19 protein-coding genes and 1 tRNA gene are annotated in these 20,512 nt (G+C 67.9%); 3 read left to right on the top strand and 17 right to left on the bottom strand.

The genetic code is table 11. From position 1 onward, the window contains the following. Positions 1–41: 41 nt before the first annotated feature. From CHC08_RS39415 to CHC08_RS39365, 11 genes are all read right to left on the bottom strand, one after another. A complete protein-coding gene (locus CHC08_RS39415; protein ID WP_089212494.1) occupies positions 42–419 on the bottom strand; it encodes a NucA/NucB deoxyribonuclease domain-containing protein in 378 nt (125 codons plus the stop codon). Between the two features lie 87 nt (positions 420–506). Beyond that, positions 507–1,241 (bottom strand): hypothetical protein, encoded by a 735-nt coding sequence (locus tag CHC08_RS39410; protein ID WP_179282476.1) that lies wholly within the window; start codon positions 1,239–1,241, stop codon positions 507–509. Positions 1,242–1,838: 597 nt separating this feature from the next. Beyond that, positions 1,839–2,579, bottom strand: coding sequence for a VOC family protein (locus CHC08_RS39405; RefSeq protein WP_089212492.1), 741 nt, complete (start codon positions 2,577–2,579; stop codon positions 1,839–1,841). 135 nt (positions 2,580–2,714) lie between these two features. Beyond that, a complete protein-coding gene (locus CHC08_RS39400; protein WP_218825703.1) occupies positions 2,715–3,638 on the bottom strand; it encodes an aminoglycoside phosphotransferase family protein in 924 nt (307 codons plus the stop codon). 321 nt (positions 3,639–3,959) lie between these two features. Continuing rightward, on the bottom strand, positions 3,960–4,337 hold the full coding sequence (locus tag CHC08_RS39395) for a GntR family transcriptional regulator (RefSeq protein ID WP_089212490.1): 378 nt from the start codon (positions 4,335–4,337) through the stop codon (positions 3,960–3,962). Continuing rightward, positions 4,334–5,167: a hypothetical protein gene (locus CHC08_RS50090; RefSeq protein WP_089212489.1), complete on the bottom strand. Its 834-nt coding sequence runs from the start codon at positions 5,165–5,167 to the stop codon at positions 4,334–4,336. The genes CHC08_RS39395 and CHC08_RS50090 overlap by 4 nt, the downstream gene beginning before the upstream one ends. A gap of 441 nt (positions 5,168–5,608) precedes the next feature. Then, a complete protein-coding gene (locus CHC08_RS39385; protein ID WP_089212488.1) occupies positions 5,609–5,824 on the bottom strand; it encodes a DUF1918 domain-containing protein in 216 nt (71 codons plus the stop codon). Positions 5,825–6,036: 212 nt separating this feature from the next. Further along, positions 6,037–6,894 carry a universal stress protein gene (locus tag CHC08_RS39380; RefSeq protein ID WP_089212487.1) on the bottom strand — a complete coding sequence of 286 codons (858 nt, stop codon included), beginning with the start codon at positions 6,892–6,894 and terminating at the stop codon, positions 6,037–6,039. A 172-nt stretch (positions 6,895–7,066) separates the two neighbouring features. Further along, complete coding sequence (locus tag CHC08_RS39375; protein ID WP_089212486.1) at positions 7,067–8,221, bottom strand: alkaline phosphatase PhoX; 1,155 nt, start codon at positions 8,219–8,221, stop codon at positions 7,067–7,069. A 201-nt stretch (positions 8,222–8,422) separates the two neighbouring features. Then, positions 8,423–9,415: an isopenicillin N synthase family dioxygenase gene (locus CHC08_RS39370; RefSeq protein ID WP_218825702.1), complete on the bottom strand. Its 993-nt coding sequence runs from the start codon at positions 9,413–9,415 to the stop codon at positions 8,423–8,425. 324 nt (positions 9,416–9,739) lie between these two features. Continuing rightward, positions 9,740–9,811 (bottom strand) — tRNA-Gly (locus CHC08_RS39365). Between the two features lie 710 nt (positions 9,812–10,521). Between CHC08_RS39365 and CHC08_RS39360 the strand changes: the two genes are divergently transcribed. Then, on the top strand, positions 10,522–11,493 hold the full coding sequence (locus tag CHC08_RS39360; protein WP_089212504.1) for an alpha/beta hydrolase: 972 nt from the start codon (positions 10,522–10,524) through the stop codon (positions 11,491–11,493). Between the two features lies 1 nt (position 11,494). Here CHC08_RS39360 and CHC08_RS39355 read toward each other — a convergent pair whose 3' ends face one another. Then, positions 11,495–12,598 carry a PucR family transcriptional regulator gene (locus CHC08_RS39355; protein ID WP_089212484.1) on the bottom strand — a complete coding sequence of 368 codons (1,104 nt, stop codon included), beginning with the start codon at positions 12,596–12,598 and terminating at the stop codon, positions 11,495–11,497. A gap of 235 nt (positions 12,599–12,833) precedes the next feature. Continuing rightward, positions 12,834–14,537, bottom strand: coding sequence for a DEAD/DEAH box helicase (locus tag CHC08_RS39350; protein ID WP_089212483.1), 1,704 nt, complete (start codon positions 14,535–14,537; stop codon positions 12,834–12,836). Between the two features lie 334 nt (positions 14,538–14,871). Between CHC08_RS39350 and CHC08_RS39345 the strand changes: the two genes are divergently transcribed. Together CHC08_RS39345 and CHC08_RS39340 are read left to right on the top strand one after the other, a co-directional pair. After that, a complete protein-coding gene (locus CHC08_RS39345; protein WP_218825701.1) occupies positions 14,872–16,110 on the top strand; it encodes an extracellular catalytic domain type 1 short-chain-length polyhydroxyalkanoate depolymerase in 1,239 nt (412 codons plus the stop codon). A 502-nt stretch (positions 16,111–16,612) separates the two neighbouring features. After that, entirely contained in the window at positions 16,613–17,110 is a 498-nt protein-coding gene (locus tag CHC08_RS39340; protein WP_089212482.1) for a DUF1203 domain-containing protein, read from the top strand. Between the two features lie 151 nt (positions 17,111–17,261). On the opposite strand, the gene CHC08_RS48860 is transcribed toward CHC08_RS39340, so the two are convergent. From CHC08_RS48860 to CHC08_RS39325, 4 genes are all read right to left on the bottom strand, one after another. Then, the gene (locus CHC08_RS48860; RefSeq protein WP_143653538.1) at positions 17,262–17,621 is read right to left on the bottom strand and encodes a hypothetical protein; all 360 of its coding nucleotides are present in this window, start codon (positions 17,619–17,621) and stop codon (positions 17,262–17,264) included. Positions 17,622–17,947: 326 nt separating this feature from the next. After that, on the bottom strand, positions 17,948–19,201 hold the full coding sequence (locus CHC08_RS39335; RefSeq protein ID WP_089212481.1) for an RNA polymerase sigma factor: 1,254 nt from the start codon (positions 19,199–19,201) through the stop codon (positions 17,948–17,950). Further along, entirely contained in the window at positions 19,198–19,359 is a 162-nt protein-coding gene (locus CHC08_RS50085; RefSeq protein ID WP_179282475.1) for a hypothetical protein, read from the bottom strand. Before CHC08_RS50085 ends, CHC08_RS39335 begins: the two co-directional genes overlap by 4 nt. A 245-nt stretch (positions 19,360–19,604) precedes the next feature. Further along, positions 19,605–19,943 carry a hypothetical protein gene (locus CHC08_RS39325; RefSeq protein WP_089212479.1) on the bottom strand — a complete coding sequence of 113 codons (339 nt, stop codon included), beginning with the start codon at positions 19,941–19,943 and terminating at the stop codon, positions 19,605–19,607. Positions 19,944–20,512: the final 569 nt, after the last annotated feature.

The following is a 20,512-nucleotide window of genomic DNA, read 5'->3' as shown; positions in this document are numbered from 1 at the left end:
ATGCCCGGGCACCACGCGCGTCGGTTATCGATGCCGAGTCGTCATTGCTCGTCGCAGAAGCGTTCGCTCAGCGGCAGTCCATCCGGCGTACTGGGTCCCTTCGGATTGGATGGCCCGCTGGTGACAACGCTCACGTAGAACGGTGTTCCTGCCATCAGTCCCCGGTCGTTTCGATGCTCGGGAATGATTCTGTTCTGCTGGTAGAACCAGCCGAGCCGCGACCCCGAGGCGCAGTTGTCCTCAAGCTTGATCAGCTCAACCGAGTAATTGCTCGGAGTCGAGGCCGCTCCTTCCTTGGTGGAGGCGAACGGATACTCGTCGCAGCTGTCCGGATACTGGCAAGTCGCCCAAAGCGATCGGCACATGGCGGTGGCCTTATTGCGGTTGGTCGTGATACCCGAGCCAACAATTCGGTGCAACGGCTTGCGTAACTGCGGGCTCTCAACTCGCCTGCGGGCGCTACGTGATTCCGTTCGTGGTCTACATGCGCGCTACGGAACGAATACCTACCAGGGCACCACGATCTCGCCGCTGAGGACCTTGGCGGAATTGGCCAGGCGAGTCTGATTCAGCAGCTTGATGGTGTTCAGCCGGTCACGATGTTTCTCGATGATCTTGTTTTGAGAATCCGAGTAGCTCGCCTGCCGGGCACCGTAGTAGTTCGTATCCAAGCGACACTTGGCGTCTGCGGTCGCCGTATTGATCTCCGCCTGTGTGCCACGCGGCTTTTTAATCTGATCATCCATAACGGTTGAGGCCCATTGCGGATCACCCATCGCATCATCGGGGGTCTGATAGACGAAGCCCGCCCACATCATGCAAGAACTCCAGGAGCGCTCGGCCGCTTTAATTCTCTCGTCCTTCAAGATAAGGTCGGCCGAACCAGTGGCGAGAGCAGCGATTTCCTCGTCGTTGAATGTTTTCTCGCTATCCGCCTTGGAAAGGCCTTTCGCCCCTTGGTTGAGGATGCCGTCAGCCTTGGCGAGGCACCCTCCGCGCGGCACCGCCTTACCTCGAAATCGCTTGACCTTTCCCCATAGCACATAACTCTGCTCGTCCTGTATCACGTACGATCGAATGCCGGACATCGCGGCAGAACGCTCCTCCGCTTGTCCCGGCGGTTCCGCATATCCATAGCTCTCAGCCCAATTTTCGTCGAGCCAGTCCAGGTAAATGGCATTCTTTGGATAGTAAACCGGTTCGGTAGAAGGCCCCTGGAAGTCAATCTGAAATTGCTGCATGCATTTCTTTATCAATGTGAACCGAACGCGCAGGACCTGAGCGCGGTCCTTTGGGCCGAGCTCGTAAACGTCCAAGGGGAGGGTGAGATCCGACGCCTCGCGAGGCGTGGTTATGCCGATCCATGGGATGGCGCTGCAACCAGTGACGGCGGCGACACATAACAGGACAGTCGCATGTCGGAGAGTCTGGAACGTCAACGGTGAGATCATCGGTCAGTTGTATCTGAACGAGGATAACCGCGTCTGCTCGTGCCGGGAAAAAGTTACTATATCGCCGGATCACGTCACGGAGTAAATAGCGAACCGCTCCGCGGGCTGGAGCCGTAACCCCTCGCGAAACTCCTGGCGTTCGGCGATCAGCCCGCCCCCTGTGGATACCGCATGCCTCCGGTGATACCGCAGCGGACGACCAGCGGTCAGTGTGACTTAGCGCATTGATTGGCACGTTGAGTTGTGGTTGACGAGCGAGCCGATCTCGCCCCCTACACGCAAGCTCTCGCAGCCCTGATCGACCGAGACGCGGCAGCCCAACCCACCCGGGGTCATGGAGTAGGAGCACACAAGGCTCACGCGTCGGGGTGTCTTTAGGGCTCCGCGTCAGGACGAGGCGAGGACGCAGAATTCGTGGCCCTCCGGGTCGGCCAGACACGTCCACGCCACGTCACCCTGGCCGAGGTCGAGGTCGGTGGCGCCGAGGGCCCGCAGCCGGGCCACCTCCGCCGCTCTGTCGTCACCGGGGTACGGCAGCAGGTCAAGGTGGACGCGGTCTGGCACGGTCTTCACGTCGGGCGTGCGGAGGAACTCGAGATACGGGCCGACACCCTTGGCGGAGCGCAACGTTGCATGATCGTCGGCCACCTCGTGCAGGGTCCAGTCGATCGCCTCACCCCAGAACCGGGCCATCGCCTGCGGATCCGCACAGTCGACCACCACCGCGGCGATCGACCCGGTGTCCCGGTAGATCTCCCGAGGCTCCAGCACGCAGAACTCGTTGCCCTCCGGGTCGGCGAGGACCGTCCACGGCACTTTGCCCTGCCCTACGTGGGCGGGCGTCGCACCAAGAGCCCGGAGGCGCGTGACCAACTCCGCCTGATGGGCCGCAGAGGTGGTGGCGAGATCGAGGTGCACACGGTTCTTTGTTGTTGTCTTGGCTTCCGGGACGGGAACGACGTCGATTCCGACAGCAACCGGGTCCGGCCAGACGAAGCCGCCGACGGGTCCAATGTAAGTGGTCACGCCGGGTCGGAAAACGCTCCAGCCGAGCGCCTCCGCCCAGAACCGGCCGACCGCCGAGTCATCAAGAGCCTTTATGTTCACCTGAACAGGTCGCAGTGCCATGCCGGCGATCCTATGCACCCGTTCTGCGACGGCATCCGCACCATCGCCAGACAGAGATCACCTCTCCCACCAATACATGCTCAGCTCGCCGGGTAGAGCGCTCAGCCCCGCCAGGTGAACCGCTCACTTGCCAGATCATCGGCCGCGCGTCGCCAGGTCTGTGGAAGGGCTCCCTGCTGAGTACTCGGCGAAGATCTCGGTTAGGGCGCGCCGTGCGTTCAGCGCCGACTCGCCGGTATCGCCCAGGGTGTAAGAGCAGGTGACCATCGTCTTCCAGAGAGCCCAGCCACGCCCGCGCGCCCACCTTGCATCGTCAACGGACAGTCGCTCGCGGAACGCCTGGCGGCCGTCAGCGGTCAGCAATGTCCATGCAATTGCCAGGTCGCAGGCCGGGTCGCCGACGCCGCACGTGCCGAAGTCGATGACAGCTGCCAATCGCCCGTCTTTGAGCAGGAGATTCCCCTGGGCGAGATCGCCGTGGAACCAACTGTCCACACCGTCCCAGCGCGCGTCCAGTGCGGTCTTCCAGATCTCGCGCGCCAGGCTGACGTCGACGTGGCCGTCCAATTTCTCCAGCGCGCTCTCGAGTTGCCCCTCATAGGTGCGCAGTGTGGCGCCCCGGAACCAGTTGTGCTTTCCCGGCCGGGGGCCGTCAGCGGTGTCGATGCTCTGCAAGGCCGCGACGAAGCCGGCCAGATCGACCGCGAATCCGACCGGATCAGCGATCCGGTCGACGCTCGCAGGCTCGCCGTCAAGCCACCGGTAGATCGACCACGAGAAGGGGTAGCCCGCACCTGGCTCGCCCTTCGCCAGCGGGGCAGGAATGGGCAGCGGAAGCTGTGAGGCGAGCGGCGGAAGCCACCGGTGTTCCTTTTCAACCGCCAAGGCGTATTCGGATGCACTGGGCAAACGCACCAGCATTCCGTCGCCGAGGTGGAAGGTCCGGTTATCCCAGCCGCCGTTGGCCACGGGCTCAACCGGAAGGTCCGCCCACTGAGGAAACTGCCCGGCAATGAGCCGATGGACCTGCTCCGCGTCGACCGTGATGCGCTGGGGCATTGGACCAAGATCAGGTATACCGCTCACCGAGCCTCCCTATCTGGCAATGGACGTGAGTGTGCGACCAGGGCCAAGCGCCAGGACGCGGTCTGCGATCCGTTCGATCAGTGCACTGCGCTCGGACGAGACCGGGTGGGGCAAGGGGTGCCGCCAGGTCGAGACTGATAAATGCACATCTGCTCCGCGCGATCTTATGGGCCTGAACGTATCCACCCTCGCTTTTCGCCCGACTCTGCGGTACCCGGCACTCGAAATCAGCTTCCCGGCCTCAGAGCGGCCCGCTAGACATAGCAGGTCAGACATTGTGGCCCGCGTAGCGGGTCATGGAGAGGCCGGTGCCGCCATGCCGGACGCCAGCGCAGCCTGGACTATGCGGATCGCCTCGCCCGCGTCGATGCCGACACTGGCGATCACGGCCGCATAGTCGGCGGCGGCACGGCGTGCCCGTTCGCGTCCCTCCTCGCCGGCGGCCGACACGAACGAACCCGCTCGCCTGCGAGTCTCGATCAGCCCCGCCTCCTCCAGCTCCCGGTAAGCCCTGCCGACCGTGTTGACGGCCAGGCCGAGGTCGGCCGCGAGGTGGCGGATCGTCGGCAGCCGGGAGCCCACGGCCAGCGTGCGGTCCTGGATCTGCCTGGCGAGCTGGGCACGCAGTTGCTCGAATGGCGGAACGGGCGAGGCCGCATCGATGACGATCATCGGGCGCTCATGGCTTGCCGCGCCATCGTCACGATTGACGGAGTCCTCGCATGGATCATGTGGCTCGCGACGAAGCCCAGGAGCGCCAGAATGAGCGCGGCGGCGTTCCACCATCCGAACGCCGTACCGAACAGCAACACCACAGGCAGCGCCCACGGCACGGTCGGCGCGGTGAGCTCGCGCGCGTCCTCGATGCGCATGATGACGTCGGCCGTCAGCGAGACCTCGTCCTCGGCCACGACCGGGCGCGTCAGCAGATCGCGGAGCTGCAGGGCGACGCCGACGGCGACACCGAGCAGGCCGACCAGCAGGATGAAGGCCGCATACCGCACGGTGGAGTCCGGGACGGTCAGGGCGCTCGCCGCCAGCGCCATCGCGCCGGCGAAGGTGGCAACGGTGAAGGCGGCGTACGGTCGGCCGAGCATGGCTCTCCAGCCGGGCTGGAGCGGATGGGCCGCCCGTCGCGACAACGCCGCGCCGGCACGCCGGTCGACGCGCCGCACCCATTGATCAAGCAGCGACCGGACCAGCAGCAGCGCGACCACCAACGCCGTCAGGACCAGCAACGGCGTCTGGCTGTGCGGCTCGAACCCGCCATAGGCGGAGGTGGCGAGCCGGTCGTAGGCCTGGGCGAGTGCGGCCGCCAGCATCAACGCGGCCAGCATGATGTGATCGGCCAGGCGTGCACGTCGCCGCGCCGCCAGACGCACGGCCAGCAATGGTGTCGGCCGGGCATCGGCCAGGCCGTGCCGGACCAGCCATGCGCCCGCCTGCCGGAGATCCGCCGGACGCACCGATGAGCCGGCGTCCGGTAACGCTTCGCTCGGCATGACCCCTCCCTAATGTCGCAAGCTTTGTCTCAACATGGTGCGTCAAACGTTGGGACAAAGTCAATGCGGGAAGTGCGGGGAATGCGAGGAATGCGGGAGTGGCCAAGAACGGCGGTACCGGCCCTGCGGTGGTTCCTCGATGGCACCCCGAGCAACCCGACCGGCCCGCGAGGCCGATGATGACGTCGAATCGACTCGGGCCTCGGGTCTGCCCTGTCAGGCAGGAAGGCAGTCAGGCAGGGGCAACGCAGGGTTGCAGCCGACCTGCCGGGCAGAGGCGGCGCATGGGCTCGACCGACCTGCCGGGCAGAGGCGGTGCAGGGGCTCGGCCGACCTGCCGAACAGGCGGCGCAGGGGCTCGGCGCGGCAGTGCGCGGGGGAAAGAACGACCTCACCCACCCTGGCCGGCGGGATCAGCCGGTCAGGGTGGGTGAGCCGTGCCTACTGCTCTGTCGTGAGCCGTGCCTCCTGCTTTTTGGGCATCACATGCGCGTCGGGGCCGGGAAACACGAGCGTCTCCTGCTCGACGTGGAGCCATCGCACCACGTAGGGCGGAGAGCCGTCCTCGTTACGCAGCTCCACGATCACGCCGATCCGCCGGGCCTCACCCTCGTGGGCACTTTCGATGACCAGTTCGTCCCCTACCGCTGCCTTCATGTCAGTTCCCCCTCATGAATTCCGGTGGACCACGGCCACCGGCAGGCCGCGCCCTACGCCTGCCGTCCGGACGAGCCCCCACCGGGAGACGGCACCATCCGGCCTGCGACGGCCGGCGGCATGCCCCTCATCACGGCGACCTGCGGCGCCTCCTCCTGAAATACCCCCTGACCGGGGTCTCTACCAGCGGTTACGAGGGCTCCGCAGATCCGTCATGCCTCGTCCCTGGGATTCACCACCGCGACGGGGCAGTGGGCATGATGCAGGACCCCATGACTCACCGACCCCAGAACGGCGGACTCGAAGGCGCCCAGCCCCCGTGAGCCGACCACCACCAGATCCGCGGTGGCCGAGGCGTTTCGCAGGGCCACGACCGGATGCTCACAGATCACCGTCTGCTTGACCTCCACGCCGGGATACCTCTCCCGCCAGGGGCTGAGGGCGTTCGTGGCGGTGCGCTGCTCCGCGGCCGCCATGTCCTCCAGCAGCGGAGCGTAGGCCACGGCGTACAGCCCCATTATCGGCATCTGCCACGTGTGGATCGCCTGCAGCCGGGCTTTGCGACGCGCCGCCTCCTCGAAGGCGTACTGCAGCGTCGTCACCGAATGCTCCGAGCCGTCGTACCCGACGGCGATCTCCCCCCGAACCCGTTCCGGGACGTCTCTGACGACCACGATCGGCGCCGCCACATGACCGGCCAGGGATCGCGTGACCGACCCGAGCAGCAGACCGGTGAACCCACCCAGGCCCCGGCTGCCGACCACGACCTGCTCGGCGTCCTCGGCCTCCCGCCGGAGAACCTCGGCCACCCGGCCGCTCACCAGCGAGGTGCTCACCTCGGTCCACGGGGCGCGGCCACGCGCCCGCTCGGCCGCCTTCTCCAGCACGTCCTGGCCGTACTTCCTCACCGAGTCCTGAAACTCCGGCGATGGCGCGTAATGATCCGTCGGTTCGTACACGTGAACGATCCGGAGATCGCACCCACGCCTGGCGGCGTCCTCGGCAGCCCACTCGACCGCTGTCTGCGAGGGGGCCGAGCCATCCGCGCCCACCACTACATGCGCTGCCATATCGCCCTCCTAATGCCTCCCTCTACCTCCCTCCTTCCCAAGAATCGTCATGATGACCCAAAAGACCTGGTCAGGGGTCTTTTGGCCTATTTTTCCGCCGGTCCCCGCCCCGGACGAGGGCGTGGCGGCGCGGGCCGGACGGGTGAGGATCCCGTACGGCCCGCGCCGTCCGTCAGGTGCGGAAAGGTCCGGTCACGCAGTAGGTGATTCCTCCCGAGGAGGAACCGGACGTGCCGCGCTGGGAGGAGAAGTAGAGGCGGTCGCCGGCGGGAGAGAAGGCCGGGCCGGTGATCTCCGAGGAGCCCTGGCCGGTGATCCGCAGGAACGAGGAGACCTTGTCGTCGGGAGTGATCAGGCAGATCTCCATGTTGCCGCCGTCCTCGGCGACGTAGAGGTCTCCGAAGGTCGAGCCGGTGACGTTGTCCACGCCGGTCAGCGGCGCCGTGCCGGGGCTGACGAGACTGTCGTCGTAGGCGAGCTCGTATGTGCCCGCGGCGAGGTTGACCTGCCAGACCCGGTTGTCGCCCTTGGTGGTGAACCACACCGTGTTGTTGGCGTAGTAGCAGCCCTCACCGCCGTTGAAGGACTTAGAGCCCGAGACCTGGCTACGGGTCACGGTCGGCGAACCGTCGGGATCGGGGATGTTCGCCCAGGTGAACGAACCACTGGTCGCCGAGCCCGCGACGAACACCTGCAACGTGCCGGAGGACAGGTCGCCCCAGGTCGTCGGGACGAACCGGTAGAACCGGCCGTTGGTCTCGTCCTCGGTGAGGTAGATCACCTTGCGGACGGGGTCGGCCGCCGCCGCCTCGTGCTTGAAGCGGCCCATGGCCGGACGCCGTACGGCGGCGCCGCCGAAGGGGTAGGTCTCGTAGACGTAGCCGAGGCTGACCTCCTCACACGACAACCAGGTCTTCCACGGGGTCGCGCCGCCGGCGCAGTTCTGCCGGGTGCCCGACAGGATCGAGTTCGCGGAGACGACGGTGCCACCGGAGTTGAAACGGATCGCCGAGGCGCCGCCGCCGGGGTTGACCTCGGAGTTGGACACGTAGATCCAGCCGCTGCCGTCGGCGAAGCAGGCGCCGCCGTCGGGGGCGCTGTGCCAGGTGTAGGAGGTGCCGGGGACCACCTGCCCCGAGCGGGCGATCACCTTGCTGGTGAACCCCGCCGGGAGCTGGACGCCGTTGGCGTCGGCGGCCAGCAGGGACCCGTAGGGACCGGAAGCGTTCTGGGCGGGGGCCGCGAAGGCGTCCTGCCAGAGGCTCCCGGTAAAGGCCACGGTGCTCGCGCCGAGCACCGAGGCACGAAGAAACGTACGGCGTTCCATCAACGAACCTCCACAAGAAGGATCAACAGGACCGTTCTCCCCGACAGCGCCAAAGATTACAAGCATTGGTCAACATCTACCCGGTCATGTGGTTAACAGCGCATGGCCGCCCGTACGGATCACGCGACGGCAGCCCGGAACACCGGGGATCGTCGTATGCGCCTTCACGCTCACGGCCGGACGGGCCGTATACGAGTCCTCTCAGAGGACGTCCTCGCGCAGCTGCGGGAACACCCTGGAGACCTTGCCGAGGAGGTATTCGCCGTAGGTGCCGGTGAAGGCGCGAAGGTCCTGACCGTCCCACCGGGCGGGGCCGCCTCCGATCACATCCGGCGAACCTGCGGCCCGCGAGGGAAGCGGGGGCACCTCGGCGTCCCAGCCGGGATCGAAGAAGAAGGGGAACGACAGCCGCTCGCGACCGCTCACGTTCTTGACCCGGTGCGGAGTCGATCGGTAGAGGCCACCGGTGAGCCTGTCGAGCATGTCGCCGAGGTTGCAGACGAAGGTGCCGGGGATCGGCGGGGCCTCGATCCAGCCCGTCCGTGCGTGCACCTGCAGGCCCCCGTGCCGGTCCTGGGCCAGCAGGGTGAGCAGGCCGTAGTCGGTGTGCTCGCCCACGCCCCAGTCGTCGGAGGCGGGCGGAGCCGGCGGGTAGTGGAAGATCCGGAACAGCACGGTGGGGTCGGCCGTGTAGCCGGCCGCGAAGTAGTCCTCCGCCAGCCCGAGACTGAGCGCGATGCCGCGCATGACCGACTGGCCGAGGCCCGTCAGGGTGTCGAGATATTCCAGGACCGCCTCGCCCAGCTCGGGCACCCGCGCGGGGAAGAGGTTACGGCCGTGGAGCGGCAGGCCGGCGCGTGGATCGCCCTCGAGCAGCTCGGTGCCGAAGTAGACGCCCTCCTTGAGGTCCGGCCGACCGGAGGTGAGCTCGCCCCCCACGGGGAAGAACCCCCGCCAGGCACGGCCTCCCCGATCCATGGAGATCTCCATCTTCTGGTCGAGGGGCAGCTCGAAGAAGCGGCGGGCGGCCCGGTCGAGGCGTTCGAGCAGCGAGGGCGGGACCCCGTGGCCCGAGATGTAGAAGAAACCGCTGTCACGGCACGCCTGCCCGATCTCACGGGCGGCCCGTTCTCGCCGGGCATCGGACTCGCCGTTCACCAGGGCGCCGACATCGATCACAGGCAGCTGGTCCACACCGGCATTCTTTCGCACCTTGCCGCTCGAACCATAGGTCATCGCTTCCGGCGGCGCTTCTCGTCCGGCCGGGCACCTTCCGCGAACTCCCTGACTCGGCGGCCAACGGAGCCGGGCGGGGAGGGGGACCAGGCAATCAAATGACAAGACCGGGCGGAGAGGGTGGGATCCGAACACCCGCTCCGCCCGCTGACCTGCGTTGTCCTACGCGCCCGGCCCGGTTGGCGTGAGCCGTACCGGACGCATGGTGGAACCGCCGACCTGGCGAGGGTCGCCACTCCCTTCGCCGAGTCCCGGTCCCGTGGCCCTCTTCTTTCAGGGCGGAGCCGCAGCGGGGGCTCGAACCCCGTCCTGCTGGGTGGAGACCAGCTGCCTTACCCGTTCGGCCTCTGCGGCGTGGCTCACCCGCCCGGCGGCGGGATGGGTCACGGGTCACGCCGGATGTCCGCTGCGCGAAGCGGCGGGGGCCGGCTGCGGCTGAAGATCCTTCCGGAATCGGCGTATCCGGGGAGATCTTCGACCGCAAACTCTTTCCACGCTCGCCTTTCGGGGTCGCGTGAATGGACGGGCCGTTTCTCTTTCAGCGCGGATTTTCGGTGCTCGTCGCGCCCGTCGCCATGAATTCCCACGGCCACGGACAGTCGAATTCGAGTTTCGTCCGATGTGCAAATTCGCCACCTTCCTTCCCGCTCGAATCTTTCCGGCATTAAGACCTAGGTCTCCGATGACATCCCGTCTGCAGGCTGCCACGATGGAGGATCGAAGGAGTGTCTCCGCGCTGATCACTGCCTACGGTAGACCCGGCTTTCACCGGGCGCCATGCATTTAACGGGACGACAGATTCCCCTCGCTCCGGCCGTTTCCCCGGGCATCGAATTTCGGAAAGGATGCCTTCTTCCCCGGCCCCGGCCACGTCTTCCATCGGTCGCATCCGAGCGCGGGGTGCACCCGATATCGGGGCGTCGAGCATAGGACCGCCAACTGGCGGTCATATGCTCCCTCATCGTGGCCAGGTTTCGGTTGTGAGAAGGGTCCGGATCCGCGCATGATCGATGACAGGGCCGATCGCACGGACCGGCAGTACCGTCTTCCCGAAGGTGAGTGACATGTCGCTTCATCCGAACATCGATCCCGGACTGGGAGCCGCTCTCCTGGCTTCCCCCGTCCCCCTGGCCGACATGTCCACCGTACGGCAGGAGGACCTGCCTGACATCCGTGCCCAGATGAACGCGATGCGTGCCGCGATGGCCCCGGTCGCGCTTGACGAGCGGGTCACGATCGAGGACCGGATGGTGCCCGGCCCGGAGGGCGAGCCCGACATCCGGCTACGGATCTACCGCCGCGCCGGCCAGGAAGGCGCCGTCCCGGGCCTCTACTGGATCCACGGCGGCGGGATGATCATCGGTGACCCCGAGATGGATGACCAGCGAATGGTCGAATACGTCGTCCAGCTGGGATGCGTGGCCGTATCCGTCGACTATCGCCTCGCGCCCGAGCACCCGCATCCGGCGCCGGTGGAGGACTGCTACGCCGGTCTCGTCTGGACCGCCAAGAACGCCGCCGAGCTCGGCATCGACCCCGACCGTCTCGCGGTGGGCGGGCTCAGCGCCGGAGGCGGCCTCGCCGCCGGCACCGTGCTGCTGGCCCGCGACCGCGGCGGCCCGGCCCTGGCCTTCCAGCTGCTCGTCTGCCCGATGCTGGACGACCGCAACATCACCCCGTCCAGCCAGGAGTTCGCCGAGGCGGTCGTCTGGAACCGGGGTGCCAACCTTTTCGGCTGGACCGCGCTCCTGGGCGACGCCGCGGGCTCCGATGACGTCTCGCCGTACGCCGCCCCCGCCCGCGCGACCGACCTGTCCGGCCTGCCCCCCGCCTACATCGACGTCGGCGAGCTGGAGGTCTTCCGGGACGAGTGCATCGACTACGCCCGGCGACTGGTACAGGCGGGCGTCTCCACCGAGTTCCACCTGTACCCGGGAGCCTTCCACGGCTTCGACGGGATGATCCCCGAAGCGGAGATCAGCCGCCGGGCCGCCGCCGAGCGGGTGGTCGCGCTGCGCCGGGCGCTGCTGCGCTGATCTACGGGCGCAGCCGTACCAGCTGGAGGGCCAGGTGCGCACGGAGCCGGCCCGCGGAGTCCGCGAGGGAGAAGCCCAGAACGGCCTCGGCCCGTGCGATGCGCGCGGCCAGTGAGCTGTGATGCAGATGCACGGCGACGGCCGCCCGGCGCACCGACCCCTCCGCGCACAGCGCCCGCACCGCCTCCATCGCCTCGGCCCCGTACGGCCGGCGTGAGAGCTCCTCGACGGCTCGCACGTCGGCCAGACCGGCGATCGCCTCCTGGGGCACATGTGCCGCGAACAGCGCGAGAGCTCCGAGATCGGCCCAGTTCACCACCCGGTCCGCAGGGTGCGGGCCGGTGAACCGCAGGGCGATCCGCGCGCCCGCCCACGACTCCGCGACGGCCGCCCCGCGCGCCGACGGCCCGATGCCGACACGCCACGTGCCGGGCAGCCGGCCCACGATCTCAGCCAGCGGCTCCACCGTCTCGGACAACCGCTCCGCGCCGAGGCTCACCAGCACCGCCACGACGTCGCCCATCCGGGCGGCCCTCGCGTGGTGCCCGCCCGCGCGCAGATGGGTGATCGCCGAGGTGCCGTCGTCGCGGTCGTCGTCGGACGGGGTGGCGAGCACCCACAGCGACGCGGCCGGGCCGAAGCCGAGCAGCCGTAGAGCCCTTGTCAACTCGGCCTCTCCGGTGTCGGCGGACAGGACCAGCTCCACCAGGGCCGGATCATCGCCTACCCGCACCTGGGCGGCCGCCCGCTCGAGCGCGACCTCGGCCGCCCCGGCGAAGCGCTCCAGCACGATCTCGTCAAGCCCGTGCGCCTGTCCCTCACGCTCCATCCACACGACGCCGAGGGCCGAGCCGAGCGAGCGCTTGGCCGCCGACTCGGGCGGCGGCCCGGACCGCTCGGCGGCTCCGCCGGGCGACACCCGCGTCCGCCTGCCCGTGACCGAGTCGACGAGGCCGACGGGGCACTGCACCAGCCGCGCGGTCGCCTGCAGCAGCGCCGAGACGCTCGCGTGGTCTCGCACCAGCGAGTCGAAGTACGAGATGACGCGGACGGCGCTCTCCGCGTCGGCGTCCAGAGCCGACAGACGCAGCAGTAGTCCCTGCACGGCTCCACACTAGGACCGTTTCCTCATGACTGGGCGGTCCGAGAGGCATCCCGCGGGACGCACGTGGTACGGCCCGGACTTTCCGGGCCCGCGCCACGATCGGACGAGGCCCAACGGCTTCGGCCGGCCGCGGACGTGCGTGGTACGGCCCGGACTCCCCGGGCCCGCGCCACGATCGGACAAGGTCGAACAGCCTGCCCACGACCTCGCCGCGTTCGGCGCCTCCCGGGAGCGGCTACCGCCGGTCGTCCCGCTCCCGGCGGACCGTCACCCTCTTGCCCTTGATGCTGCTCTCCCGCAGGGCCGCGACCACCTCGTCGGCCGCCGACTCCGGGACCTCCACGAGCGAGAACCGGTCGGCGATCTCGATCGCCCCGATGTCGCGCCCGCTGAGGCGTGACTCGTTGGCTATCGCTCCCACCAGGTCCTGCGGCCGGATCCTGCTGCTGCGCCCGGCACCGACGAACAGACGGGTCATCCCGCCCATCGGGGTGCGACCGCGCCGATCGTCGCGGCCGCCGGTCTCGCGGCGGCCACGCCCCTCCCGCTCGAACCTCGTGTCGACCTCCGGGATCTCCTCCTCGTCGGCCGTCACCCCGCTGGCCTCGTGCGCCAGCTTCACCGCGGCGAGGGCGACCTCCATGATGTCGAACTCGTCGGCGAGCGTCTCGACCACAACGCGGAAGCGCTCCAGGTCGTCCTCCAGGAGGCTCTCGTGCAGCGCGGAGCGCGTCATCTCCAGCTGCCGGGCATGCAGGTCGGCGACGGTCGGCACCTTCTCGACCGTGATCCGGCTTTTGGTCACCCGCTCGATGGTCTTGAGCATCCGGTGCTCCCGCGGCTCCGCCAGGGTGATCGCCACACCCTCGCGGCCCGCCCTGCCGACCCGGCCGATCCGGTGCACGTACGAGTCGGGCGCGGAGGGAACGTCGTAGTTGATCACATGGGTGAGCTGCTCGATGTCGAGCCCGCGCGCCGCCACGTCGGTCGCGATGAGCAGGTCCGCCGTTCCGTTCCGCAGCCGCAGCATCACCCGGTCGCGCTGCTCCTGGCTCATCCCGCCGTGCAGCGCCTCGGCGCGGTAGCCGCGCCCGTTCAGGCTCTCGGTGAGCCGGTCGACCTCGTCCCGCGTGCGGCAGAAGACGATCGCGGCCGAGGGCGACTCGACGTCCAGCACGCGTCCGAGCGCCGCGGGCTTGTGCGCCCGCGGGACCACGTACGCGATCTGCCGTACCAGCGGGGCCTCCCCCGGGGCCGCCATCTCCCGCCCGGTCTGGATCCGGACCGGGTTCTGGAGGTGCCGGCGGGTGATTCCGTTGATCCGCGAGGGCATCGTCGCCGAGAAGAGCACCGTCTGGCGATCCGCGGGGGTCTCCTGGAGGATCGCCTCGATCTCGTCGGCGAATCCCATGTCGAGCATCTCGTCCGCCTCGTCCAGGACGACCATCTGGAGACCGTCCAGGCGAAGCGTCCCGCGGCCGATGTGGTCGAGGGCGCGCCCGGGCGTCGCGACGACGACGTCGACCCCGCTTTCGAGCGCCCGCAGCTGCCGGCCGATCGGCTGCCCGCCGTAGATCGGCAGGACGCGCGCGTCCAGGTCGCGGCCGTAGCGGTGGATCGCCTCAGAGACCTGGACGGCCAGCTCGCGCGTGGGCACGAGCACCAGGGCCATCGGCTCCGGCCCCCTGCCGCCCCGCGTCATCCGGTGGAGCACCGGGAGCGCGAACGCGGCCGTCTTGCCCGTCCCCGTCGCGGCCTGCCCCAGCAGGTCAAGTCCCTCCAGCAGCGGAGGAATCGCCTCACGCTGGATCGGTGTGGGCTCCTCGTAGCCGAGGCTGGAGAGCGCCTGAAGAAGCTCGGGTCGCAGCCCCAGGTCGGCGAAGCTTCCCGGGTCGTCGCCCGTGTTCAGGGTCGGTTCGTCACTGGTGTTCAAGGTCATCGTCGAGCTCCTCGTTCCCACCCGTCGCCGTCATGGGCCGCCGTAGCGTCCATGATCCGCCACGGGGCATGTCGATAGCGTTCTGTCTGTGGAAACGATTCCGCTTCCGTAACCGCCGCGCGCACCGGAGGGACGAGCGGCGGGCCCTTCGAGCGCCGCCACGCATCGAGCGTTCCTCCAGAAGAACACGGAGATTCTCGGCTTGCGGCATGAGAACGCAATCCATAGCGCGGAGCCGAAGAGTGTGTGTCATGAACATGTCGGGGGCGTTACGGTCGTCCTAACGTGCGCTGGTAAGAGCCGGTGAGCCAGGCCACAGCAAGGAGCACCCCCCATGACCGTATCTCTTCCAGCGCCCCTGTCGCGAACCGCCCTGACCTTCATGACCCTCATGACCCTCCTTCTCGGGCTGCTCGGTGCGGCCACACTGGCGTCTCCCGCGCGGGCGGCGTCGCTGGTCCAGGTCAGCTCGTTCGGCAGCAATCCCGGCAATCTCTCCATGTACGGCTACCGGCCCGACGGGCTGGCCGGTGGCCGCCCGGTCGTGGTGTTGCTGCACGGCTGCACGCAGAACGCCTCCGGATACTTCGCCAATTCGGGATGGCGCAAGTTCGCCGACCAGTGGGGCTTCTCCCTCGTGGTGCCGCAGACCAGCAGCGCCAACAACTCCTCCAGCTGCTTCAACTGGTTTGAGACCGGCGACACCACCCGCGGTCAGGGTGAGGCGGCCTCGATCCGCGCCATGGTCTCCTACGCGGTCACGAACTACGGGGCCGACCCCGCGCGCGTCTACGTCAGCGGGCTCTCCGCGGGCGCGGCCATGTCGGCGGTCATGCTCGCCACCTACCCGGACGTCTTCGCGGGCGGCTCGATCGGAGCCGGGCTGGCGTACCGCTGCGCGGCCAGCCTGACCCAGGCGTCCACCTGCCAGTACGGCCCCGTCAGCAAAACCCCCCAGCAGTGGGGCACCCTGGTACGCAACGCCTACTCCGGATACTCGGGGCCATACCCGCGCGTCGCCATCTGGCAGGGTCTGTCCGACTTCACGGTCGTTCCCGCCAACGCCGCGCAACTGCGCGACCAATGGACAAACGTACGGGGCGTCTCGCAGACCCCCACCTCCACCCAGAGCCTTCCCGGCGGCACGTCGCTGAAGGTGTACGGCAATGACGACGTGCGCCTGTACGAGATCACCGGCATGGGGCACGGCCTGCCGATCGACCCGGGCAGCGCCGCCGATCAGTGCGGCACCGCCGCCGCGTACTTCCTCGACACCATCTGCTCGGCCTACCACGACGTGCAGTTCTTCCGCCTGAACGGCGGGACCCCGCCGACCGATCCCCCGACCACGCCCACGCCGACCCCCACCCCCACGCCGACTCCGACCGTGCCCCAGGCCTGCGTGACCGCGAGCAACTACGCCCACACCACCGCGGGACGGGCCCACCAGTCCGGCGGCTACACCTACGCCAACGGATCCAACGACGCCATGGGGCTGTGGAACACCTTCACCAGCCACACGCTCAAGCAGACCGGCTCGAACTTCTGGGTCCTCGCCGACGGCCAGTGCTGAAACCGTCCGGAGAACCTCGGTGATTCCCCGTTCCTGCCCCACCGACCGGTGCCCAAGGTTGCCCGCTGGTCCTACCTGGTCTCGACAAGCGTTTCATCTCTCCTCAGGGAGAAACTTCCGGGCGACGTCTACCCGAGGGGGTCAGGTGCCTCCTCCTCAATTCGAACCCACGAGCTAAAAGTAATCAATCGATCGCTCAGCGTCCATCGGAATGCCGGCACGAGGTCCCGGATCATCGACCCGACGGCGTAGCCACGTGGAAACGTGACCGCGAAGACAGAACGAGGGCGTCCACACCCGGTTCGCGACGACCGGGGTGGGCGCCCTCGCGCGTTCCACGCACACGTGAACGATCTACTCGTGGCCGGGGCCCGTCGTGTCTGCCGTCTCCGGCGGCCGGCGGGCGGTCGCCGAATGCTCGCTCTTCTCAAGCGACCTCCGGGTCCACAACCGAGGCCGATTTCCGCCAGCACATCACATCGGCGGAGCCAAGTATGGATCTATGAGCACTCTCCGCACATTCGCCATCGAAGCCGAGGTCGCCGCCGAGCTGCGCGTCCGCGACGACGCCGGGCGTCCGCCCCGCATGATCACCGACACCGAGGGGGGCTCCCCGCTGCGATGCTGCCTACGCCGTAGCCTCCCAGGAGAGCGGCTCGCCCTGCTTGCGTACGCGCCGCTGCGCCGGTGGGGGGCGCGGACCGGGGGCGATCCCGGCCCGTATGAGGAGCTGGGCCCGGTGTTCGTGCACGCCGAGCCGTGCGAGGGGCCTGATGGGACGGGCTTTCCCATCGGCATGTGCGGTGAGCGGCGGGTCTTCCGCGCCTACGACGCCGACGGCAACATCCTCGGCGGACGGCTGGTGGATCACCACATCAGCCGCGACGCCACCGCATCGGAGACCATCTTGGCCGAGCAGTTCGCGGACCCCGAGGTGGCGCTGGTCCACGTACGGGCGGTGGAGTTCGGCTGTTTCCTGTTCGAGGTACACCGCGCCTGACCCACGCATCGAAGCCCACCGGGGCTTTTCATCCTGATGACGCAGGTCACGGCCCGGTCGCGGATCGGCGATCCGGCGAACGGGCGCCGGCAGCCGGTCCGGCTTTCAGCACATCGTCGAAGAACTCATTCCAGCCGGTTTGCCGCCGCGGCTATGAGAATACGTAGCACTGGACCTCGGCACGCCGGTAGGACGTTCCCTCATTCACCTCTCGCTGCACGCACGCGCGTTCTTCCCTGCTGAGTTCCAATGTGCCGCATACACGGGTGCTGGCGTATTCGCGGCAGTCCAGGGCGTGGTTCTCCTCCCCGATCTGGTAGTTGTTCTTGACTCTGGCCTGGCAATCGGCTTGGGCCTGTGGACCATTTGAATACCGGCATTGGTCAAGGAGGGCCTGGTATTGCTCTCTGCTCACCTTTATTTTGTCCACCGCTTGAGGTGAAACCCCGGTGATGACAGGTCCGGCCGCGGTGGCCGCGAGCAGCGCCGCCGCGACAATGATCCACTTCATGATGCCCCCCGGATCAGCGGTATCTGGCGGAACCCGAAAAAGGATCCGCGACGGATACGGAACCGGCTTGCGAGATCTTCACAACGTGCCGTAGCCGGGCAATTCTTCCGTAGCTGATTGTATCTGCACCCTTATATCCGCACCTCACAGCCCCGCTATACGGGCCCTGGCGACACAGGGCTCCGGCAATGTCGCTGACAGAGGTAATACCCGGTGCGGGGCTTGAGGAAGAGCGCCCCCGGGAAGGTCTTCGGACAGGAACCGTCTTTGCGGTGAATCGCCGGCGGAACGCAGGCCGGGCTCCGGCCTGCGGGCGGGAAAGGACGTCAGGGACCTTCCGCTGCCAGCCGGGCGGCCCGGCTCTCGAGGTAGCGCTGTTCGGGGAGGCTGGCGGTGCGGCGCGCCGCCGTCCGGTAGGCGGAGCGGGCGCCGTCATGGTCACCGGCCATCTCCAGCAGGTGTGCGCGGACCGCGTCGAGACGGTGGTGCCCTGCCAACCGGCCATCGGCGTCCAGCGTCTTGAGCAGATCGAGCCCGGCCCCGGGGCCTTCCACCATCGCCACCGCGACGGCGTGGTTGAGGGTGACCATGGGATTGGGCGAGATACGGGTGAGCAGTTGGTAAAGGGCGAGGATCTGGGGCCAGTCCGTGTCCTCCACGCGTGCCGCCTCCGCATGAACCGCGGCGATCGCCGCCTGGAGTTGGTACGGGCCGATCGGCGCCCGGGCCAGCGTGTGCGTGATGAGCTCGATGCCCTCCCGGATGTACTCCCGGTTCCACCGGTCACGGTTCTGTTCGGCGAGCGGGATCAACGCGCCGTCGGGGCGGGTGCGCGCCGTACGCCGGGCATCGGTGAGCAGCATGAGGGCGAGCAGTCCGGCGACCTCTCCGTCGTCCCGTAGCAGCCGGTGGACCTCCCGGGTGAGCCGGATCGCCTCGTCGGTGAGCTCGCCGCGCTGCAGTTCCGGGCCGGAGGTGGCGGTGTAGCCCTCGTTGAAGATCAGGTAAAGCACGTGCAGGACCACGCGCAGCCGCTCGGCCCGCTCGGGCTCAGGAGGCATCCGGAACGGGACGCCGGTGGTCTTGATGCGTTGCTTGGCCCGGCTGATGCGCTGGGCCATGGTGGCCTCGGGGACCAGGAACGCGCGGGCGATCTGCGCCGTGGTCAGGCCACCGACGGCGCGCAGGGTGAGCGCGACCTGGGAGGGGGGCGAAAGCTCCGGATGGCAGCACATGAACAGCAGGGTCAGCGTGTCGTCCTGGTCCGGCGGGTGCTCGTCGCCGGGAGCCGGTGTCACAGACTCGCCGGGCGGCTCCTGGGCCGCGGCGGTGGCCTCCCTGCGGCGGCGCGCCTGATCGCTGCGCAACTGGTCGGTCAGCCGGCGGGACGCGACAGTGATCAGCCAGCCCTGAGGGTTCTCCGGCATGCCCTGGTCCGGCCACTGAACGGCGGCGGCCAGCAGAGCCTCCTGGACCGCATCCTCGCAGGCGTCGAAGTTGCCGTAGCGCCGGACGAGCGTGCCGAGGACCTGTGGCGCCAGCCGATGCAGCAGGTCCTCGACGTGGTTGTCCGTTCTCACATCTCCACCTCGGACGGGTTCGACAGCGGCCAGGCTCCCACGCCGACCGGCTCTCCGGATGCGCGGATCCCCTGGAACGCCGTGTCCCCCGCGATCAGCGCCTCGGAGAACAATCCCCGGACCTCCTCATCGTCGCAGGCCGGCAGCATGCACTTCATGTCCTCACCCTCCACGGTCCGATGCCCGGTGGTGGGCACCCCGAGGTAGGTCGGAGCGAATGGCCCGGTCTCTACATCCGCCGGGAAAAATCCCCGACCGGCGTGCGCCGACCTGTGCGAGCACATGGTGATTCGGGCGTACGACACAGAGAAGGCCCCGCTCGTCTCCGAAGAGACGAGCGGGGCTCCTTCATGTCCCGATGCGGCCTGCCCCCGGGGCTGTCACGCGGACAGGCGCCACAGGGTCAGCCCTGGTTCGTCAACTGGCGGACGATCGCCAGGGGATCCTCGGCAAGCCCATTGATATTGATATCCCTGTTGTGGTGCCTGCCGCATCTGATTCTCGCGTGGAATCTCTCGCCACCTCTCCAGTGGCATCCCCCCCTGTGGAGGTGCCCGCCCCGGGTGGCACTTCCCCAGCCCCAGTCCCAGTCGGTCGTCCGTCCCCAGGCCGAACTCACCGCGTTGACCGAACCGATCGCACCGGCACCGGTCGCCATGGCCTCGCCGCCTAAACCGATCACGCCTCCCGCGAGCAGGCCGCCGAGAGTAAGCGTGGTGACGATATTCTTGATATTGGGCATTGCGTAGTCCCCTTTGACATATCCGCTGAAGCGTTGAGCGCGAATGCTTAGCTGAATCGAACGGAAGTCATTGGCGCCCTCCGGTCGATGGACGTTGAGGCTCGGCCCACACCCGATGAGCCGCCTCATGGAGTGGCGGTGGTCGCGTCCAGCCCGGCCGAACGTCGGTAGTCACGTACGAATGGACGAGATCTCGGAAATCCGGCTCGCCGCCCGACGGCAACGGCCCAGGGAGAAGATCCCCTAGCACCAGAACAATGGAACGTCGGAGAGAAGCGGCCCCTTTTCCGGCCTCACCCATAGACACATATGCCCCGCGCAGCTCGACGTCGCCCGGCGAACGCGCGCCCGGCACCGAACAGACGATGTCACCGGGGACACCTGGGCTTTAATGCCGAGTGCCATCGGAGCCATACCCCTCACATCCCCTCATTTTCCGACCGAAAAGGCCTCAGGCAATACCTCCCCACCCCCCACCAAAAGGAACATCAGACACGTCAAAGCCATATCGTGTCATAGGTCAATAAATAACATATGCCACCTAGCTACTATTGATACTTCCGATTTTT

Source organism: Streptosporangium subroseum (assembly GCF_900188345.1).
In the GTDB taxonomy this organism is placed as follows: domain Bacteria; phylum Actinomycetota; class Actinomycetes; order Streptosporangiales; family Streptosporangiaceae; genus Streptosporangium; species Streptosporangium subroseum.
This window is presented reverse-complemented; position numbering and strand designations above follow the sequence as displayed.

Coding starts and splice junctions, on each gene's coding strand:
- CHC08_RS39410 (WP_179282476.1), bottom strand. CDS start 1,241: ATGCAGCAATTTCAGATTGACTTCCAGGGGCCTTCTACCGAACCGGTT.
- CHC08_RS39405 (WP_089212492.1), bottom strand. CDS start 2,579: ATGGCACTGCGACCTGTTCAGGTGAACATAAAGGCTCTTGATGACTCG.
- CHC08_RS39400 (WP_218825703.1), bottom strand. CDS start 3,638: ATGCCCCAGCGCATCACGGTCGACGCGGAGCAGGTCCATCGGCTCATT.
- CHC08_RS39395 (WP_089212490.1), bottom strand. CDS start 4,337: ATGATCGTCATCGATGCGGCCTCGCCCGTTCCGCCATTCGAGCAACTG.
- CHC08_RS50090 (WP_089212489.1), bottom strand. CDS start 5,167: ATGCCGAGCGAAGCGTTACCGGACGCCGGCTCATCGGTGCGTCCGGCG.
- CHC08_RS39385 (WP_089212488.1), bottom strand. CDS start 5,824: ATGAAGGCAGCGGTAGGGGACGAACTGGTCATCGAAAGTGCCCACGAG.
- CHC08_RS39380 (WP_089212487.1), bottom strand. CDS start 6,894: ATGGCAGCGCATGTAGTGGTGGGCGCGGATGGCTCGGCCCCCTCGCAG.
- CHC08_RS39375 (WP_089212486.1), bottom strand. CDS start 8,221: ATGGAACGCCGTACGTTTCTTCGTGCCTCGGTGCTCGGCGCGAGCACC.
- CHC08_RS39360 (WP_089212504.1), top strand. CDS start 10,522: ATGTCGCTTCATCCGAACATCGATCCCGGACTGGGAGCCGCTCTCCTG.
- CHC08_RS39350 (WP_089212483.1), bottom strand. CDS start 14,537: ATGACCTTGAACACCAGTGACGAACCGACCCTGAACACGGGCGACGAC.
- CHC08_RS39345 (WP_218825701.1), top strand. CDS start 14,872: ATGACCGTATCTCTTCCAGCGCCCCTGTCGCGAACCGCCCTGACCTTC.
- CHC08_RS39340 (WP_089212482.1), top strand. CDS start 16,613: ATGAGCACTCTCCGCACATTCGCCATCGAAGCCGAGGTCGCCGCCGAG.
- CHC08_RS48860 (WP_143653538.1), bottom strand. CDS start 17,621: ATGAAGTGGATCATTGTCGCGGCGGCGCTGCTCGCGGCCACCGCGGCC.
- CHC08_RS50085 (WP_179282475.1), bottom strand. CDS start 19,359: ATGAAGTGCATGCTGCCGGCCTGCGACGATGAGGAGGTCCGGGGATTG.
- CHC08_RS39325 (WP_089212479.1), bottom strand. CDS start 19,943: ATGCCCAATATCAAGAATATCGTCACCACGCTTACTCTCGGCGGCCTG.